This window comes from Aminobacter sp. P4_D5 (assembly GCF_056401815.1).
On record NZ_JBFUIP010000289.1, the window covers coordinates 1 to 4,221 of the forward strand.

Annotated in this window: 5 protein-coding genes and 1 pseudogene; 3 read left to right on the forward strand and 3 right to left on the reverse strand. The window is 57.6% G+C overall.

The window, feature by feature from the left end; all coding sequences use genetic code 11:
• Positions 1–204 (forward strand): hypothetical protein (locus AC1DWF_RS30625; protein WP_476842459.1); only part of this gene is annotated, 204 nt, incomplete at its 5' end.
• A 5-nt stretch (positions 205–209) separates the two neighbouring features.
• Here the strand turns inward: AC1DWF_RS30625 and AC1DWF_RS30630 are convergent.
• Entirely contained in the window at positions 210–482 is a 273-nt protein-coding gene (locus tag AC1DWF_RS30630) for a glycine zipper domain-containing protein (protein WP_476784846.1), read from the reverse strand.
• A 371-nt stretch (positions 483–853) separates the two neighbouring features.
• Here AC1DWF_RS30630 and AC1DWF_RS30635 point away from each other — a divergent pair, with 371 nt between their 5' ends.
• On the forward strand, positions 854–1,339 hold the full coding sequence (locus AC1DWF_RS30635) for a hypothetical protein (protein ID WP_476784845.1): 486 nt from the start codon (positions 854–856) through the stop codon (positions 1,337–1,339).
• A 103-nt stretch (positions 1,340–1,442) separates the two neighbouring features.
• A pseudogene (locus tag AC1DWF_RS30640) lies at positions 1,443–2,165 on the forward strand (DUF1214 domain-containing protein); the annotation flags it as partial.
• A 275-nt stretch (positions 2,166–2,440) separates the two neighbouring features.
• On the opposite strand, the gene AC1DWF_RS30645 reads toward AC1DWF_RS30640, so the two are convergent.
• Together AC1DWF_RS30645 and AC1DWF_RS30650 are read right to left on the reverse strand one after the other, a co-directional pair.
• Positions 2,441–2,944, reverse strand: coding sequence for a two pore domain potassium channel family protein (locus AC1DWF_RS30645; RefSeq protein ID WP_476786347.1), 504 nt, complete (start codon positions 2,942–2,944; stop codon positions 2,441–2,443).
• A 135-nt stretch (positions 2,945–3,079) separates the two neighbouring features.
• On the reverse strand, positions 3,080–3,889 hold the full coding sequence (locus AC1DWF_RS30650; RefSeq protein WP_476786348.1) for a transporter family protein: 810 nt from the start codon (positions 3,887–3,889) through the stop codon (positions 3,080–3,082).
• Between the last annotated feature and the right edge of the window lie 332 nt (positions 3,890–4,221).

Below are 4,221 nucleotides of genomic sequence, written 5' to 3' on the forward strand. Positions count from 1 at the left end.
GCGCCGCCCAATTCAGAAGCGGTGCGTTGCGGGCCGCCCGCAACGAACCTCAGAACAACGCAATTATCTATTCAAAAACAAATAGATAAGGCTAAAATTGAGTCCTTGAAAAAGTTTGGGCCGGCGACAACCACCCTCCGAAAGGTGGTAAGAAATATCCCGAAGGTGCCTCGGCGCCTTCGGGATTTCGTTGTTTGTGGATAGCCGGCTCAGTAGTAGCCGCGCTGGCACGGCGCGACATAGGTACGGCCATAGCGGTCGCGGTAGCGACACTGGTTGGGCTCATTTGCGTTGCCAATCAGGCCGCCTGCGACAGCACCAACCGCGCCACCGACGAGCGCGCCCTCTGCGCGATTTCCGGGGGCGGCAACAGCACTGCCGATCGCCGCGCCGCCGAGGCCGCCAATGGCTGCACCCTGTTGCGTCTGCGAACAGGCTGCCAGCGGCACCAACAGTGCAAGACTCAAAACCAGTTTATTCATCATCATCTCTCTGAAAAAGCTTTGATTGTCCGCCCTACCTACAATGCACGACGGCAATTATCGATCCATGGCGCTTGTGGCGCGTGATCGCCGAGTCCCTTCGGGGCATGGAGATGCCTTGGCAATTCGGCATGAATCGGGCGACCGCGCAGCAACATCAAGGCGGGTCGGCCAACGGCGCCAGGCCAGTCGTCCGCATGCAACAGGCTTGTCTCGCCGCAAGATGAGCACTCTCCACGCACGCGAGCTTGAGAGACTGCGCTGGTCAGCTCCGATCGCCACCGCTGACCCCGGCTAATCTCATCATTGGAAATCCCGATTTTGCTGCGCTACGCAGAGTGCGAGCCGATTCGCCAAGCATTGGGACCATCATGAACAAGGCAGCCACTTCTTTTGCCCTCGTCGCCGTGCTGACGGCGCTGCTGATGGCTCTCAGCCTTGCTGTGGCGCGGCACGGCTATCCGTTCGGCATCACCGGCGTGAAGCGGCTGGACGACATCGCCAACGCCGACACGTTCCTGCCCCTGGCCGCGATCTACTTCTTTGCCGCCATGCTGATGATGATCCTGCCGCTCAAGGCCGCAAGTGTTGTTCTGCTTAACGCTGCGGATACGATCCATTGGGTTGTCGTTGCACTGTTTGCGACCATCGTCGGCTGTCTCGCGGCGCGCTGGGCCTTCGGACAGACAAGCGCGCCATGGGCCCTGCTCGACTGGCGCTTCCTGTTCGTCGCAGCGATCGTCGGCTGTCACCTGGCGATGAACGAACTCCGACGCAATCTCCTCTTGCGCAGCCTGTTCTTCGCCATCTTCGCCATCGCCACCCTGGCTTGCCTGTTGTGGTCGTTCCGCATCTGAGGGTGGTCGAGAGGCTGACTGAACATGAAAAAGGCGGTCCCAGGCCGCCCCCCGAGGCCGCCATTTTCATGTCGCCACAGCGCGTCTGCCATTCGCCCCGCGCGAAATCATGGGATCATTGGCAGCCATCGGTATCGTGAAGGGCAAGCCTTTCAGCCCCGACGAGCGGATGAAGAAAATCCTGACCGACGCGGCAGCGATTGGAAACGCAGCTGCGCGGACCCTGAATTTTAAGTGGCGTCCCTCCGACGGTGGCTATGATTACCCCAACTCGACGTGGTTCAACCCGCTTTTCCTCGGCGGTTACGACATGGAGACACCGCCGCCTGAGGTCAGTGCAGACGGCAAAATTATCCAGAATCCGCCGACGGGTGCGCGCACGCTCAACGTCCGTACCACCATGTTTTTCGGGTACACCTTCATAACCCCGGCAATGATCATGCGGCTGACGGACATCGGCTCGCAGTACATCATCCAAGCCGTCGACTCCAAAGGCGATCACTTCGACGGCAACAAGACGTACAAGGTTACGCTGCCTCCGAACGTCCCCGCAGGAAAATTCTGGTCCTTCACAGTTTACGACAACCAGACGCGCTCGATGCTTGCCACTCCGCAGCGGTCTCCGAGGGCAGGTAGCCAGAGCTATCCGACACCTGCCGCTGATGCAGACGCTGATGGGTCGACCACGGTGTATTTCGGACCGACCAAGCCCGATGGTGTGAATGAGGGCAATTGGGTTCAAACCGATCCGAAAAAAGGCTGGTTCACAATCCTGCGCCTCTTCACCAAGGAGTGGCGTCCAGGCGAGATCGAATTAGTGCGTTAACTGGGCCCCCGCCGTAGATTATTGGCGAGGGCGGTGAAAACAAGGTAGCCGTTCCGCCGTTGTGGATAAGAAAACGAACGGACCTCGATCACCTCTACGAAGGGGCCTGCCCTCCCCGTGCAAGAATTCTGGTCGCTCGCGGTAGCAGGCCTGTCCGCCTTCGTGATGTCTAAAATCGACGGCTCAAATTACTCGGTTGCGGGAGAAGACGAAAAGCCAGGCCCGCTTTTCGGGATTTTCTATCCCGTTCGGCAATGACCCGTCCATGGCGCAACTCAGGCAGTCGGGATCACGTCAGGGCGGTCGGAGTCCATTGGCCCCTTTTTGGCTCGTATTCTGTCCAATTTACCGAACTCGGTCATGATGCTTACCAGCACGCTCCCAGTCCAGCCAAACGTGAACAAGCCTGACATTGCCATGATTGGTCCGATCAGACGCCATCGATCAGGCAGGCTGACGGTGCCTTCACCGAGCGTTGTATAGTTCTCCAGGACAAAGTAGTAGCTGTCTCGCATCGAGGGGATCAATCCCATCAGTGATACTGGGGCTGCCCAAAGGAGAGTTTCAGCAAAATGTAAGCTCGCAAGGGAACCGATTGTGAAGGCAAACAGCAGATTGATCCGCCAATGCGACGTGGCGCTATTCACGCGGATCCAGGCTTTGCTGAAACGCTGGTTGATCGTGCGAATACCGACACCGTGTACGAAGATGATGACAATCATGAACAAGGTGCCGAGGACAATCTCAAATACCGGGTTGGGTGCCGAAAGTTCATCCATCGTATTGTCCAGGTCCTTCTATGCAGGCGGATCGAGTCACTCGTCGACTTCGATCGCCACCACCTGCCGCATGCGGGGCGCGTCAATCTGTGCAGCAACAGTCGTCTCCAGAATTGCGCCCCTATGCGTAAGGGATCACTTGGGGAACAGCAGAGTGACGATGGCGCGAACGCCAAATCCGTCGGGCCCGCTGTCAGGACTTGCGGCCCAATAACGAAAGCCTCCACCCAAGCTGACCGGTTGCTTATCAATGTGAATAAGCTTGGTGACGTCGAAATTGATCGGGACTGACCATTCGCTCGCTTCCCAATTGTATGTGCTTTCGGTGTTGAGACTGAAAGTCCAAGCATCTGGCGTCGTATAGGAGATGAAGGGCTGCAGAAAGGTGGAGTTGACGTTAGTGCGATCATCATCTCCGGCAAATGACCAGATGTGATTGGCCAGAATACCGACCGTCCATGGTCCGCTTTGCTTCAACGCCACACCTGTCGGCCCTGCTCCCCACTTGCGGCTGCTGAGTAGGTCGTCGGTTCCGGTCGGCAGCAAAAACACTGGACCGATACCCCAAATGATATCATCCGGCCCCGGTTTTGCGGGCGAAAAGAATAAACTTTGGGTTGTGTCGCCGAGGCCGAATTGGGATCCTGACGGGCCGGCAATGTCGTCCTGCCAAGCTATCGGCAGAATCGTCCTTGAGATGAGGTTCCAGTCCTCGTTAAGTGAGATTGGGATGACGGGCTGTACGTTGACATATGCTTTGTTGCCGTCGTTCGGCCCATAGCCCTGGTCCCAGTTGAACTGGAACGGCACGCTGATCAACGATGCAATCGGATTGGAAAGCTTCTTTGCTAGAGCCTCGGCAGATTCCTCCGCGAGCGCGGGGCTGGCAAAAGCCACAATGCAAGCGATCGTGGCTGTGACGGATGAAGTGCGAATGACACTCATGCCTTCCTCCATAAAGCTCCTGGGTTGGTATCGTCGTCCTCGTAGCCGAGGCTGACAAGTGCGTGAGTGCAACAACTGCTGTGAAAAACACCGATTGGTCGGCGTCAAAAACTGCATGCATGTCGATGGCACGCCGGTCATGTTCGCGAATGCTGCACCGAATGGCGACTTAGTTTGGATTGCCCGGTTTTGCACCCGCAGACGCCGGAGCCTACCGAGGCACACCAAACGATCGGACGCCCCACACCGCCAATGATCAGGCTGACGGTTGACGGGGAGCCAACGAGGCCGAGCACAGTGCCGATGCTTGTCTAGGTTGGTCTGCCTCACAG